Source organism: Paraburkholderia sp. SIMBA_054 (genome assembly GCF_046534875.1).
Lineage (GTDB): Bacteria > Pseudomonadota > Gammaproteobacteria > Burkholderiales > Burkholderiaceae > Paraburkholderia > Paraburkholderia hospita.
The window spans coordinates 1-228 of the sequence record NZ_JAWRXV010001900.1 but is presented as its reverse complement, the minus strand read 5'-3'; the positions used below and the strand labels follow the sequence as shown (position 1 = coordinate 228).

The following is a 228-nucleotide window of genomic DNA, read 5'->3' as shown; positions in this document are numbered from 1 at the left end:
CTTGGCTACACGCTGATCGCAACGCTGGCTTCGCCGGTTCCGGCAGCGGGCACGTGCGAGAACAGCATCTAAGTCTAGCTAACCATCAATGCCCGTATCAAAGAAACGCAGAAAGCTGGACCAACTCAAGCGCGAAACAGGCCACGAAGAAGCGGTTGCTGACGTCACCGCTCGCTCGCGCCGAGGCAGACCGCATCGCCCTGGAGAAACAACCCTCCCTGATCTAGG

General features: G+C 59.2%; 1 protein-coding gene. It reads left to right on the top strand.

What is annotated here, in order from left to right; all coding sequences use genetic code 11:
• Positions 1–227, top strand: a 227-nt coding sequence (locus SB822_RS61650) for a hypothetical protein (protein ID WP_410859743.1), incomplete at its 5' end; no start/stop codon positions are given.
• Between the last annotated feature and the right edge of the window lies 1 nt (position 228).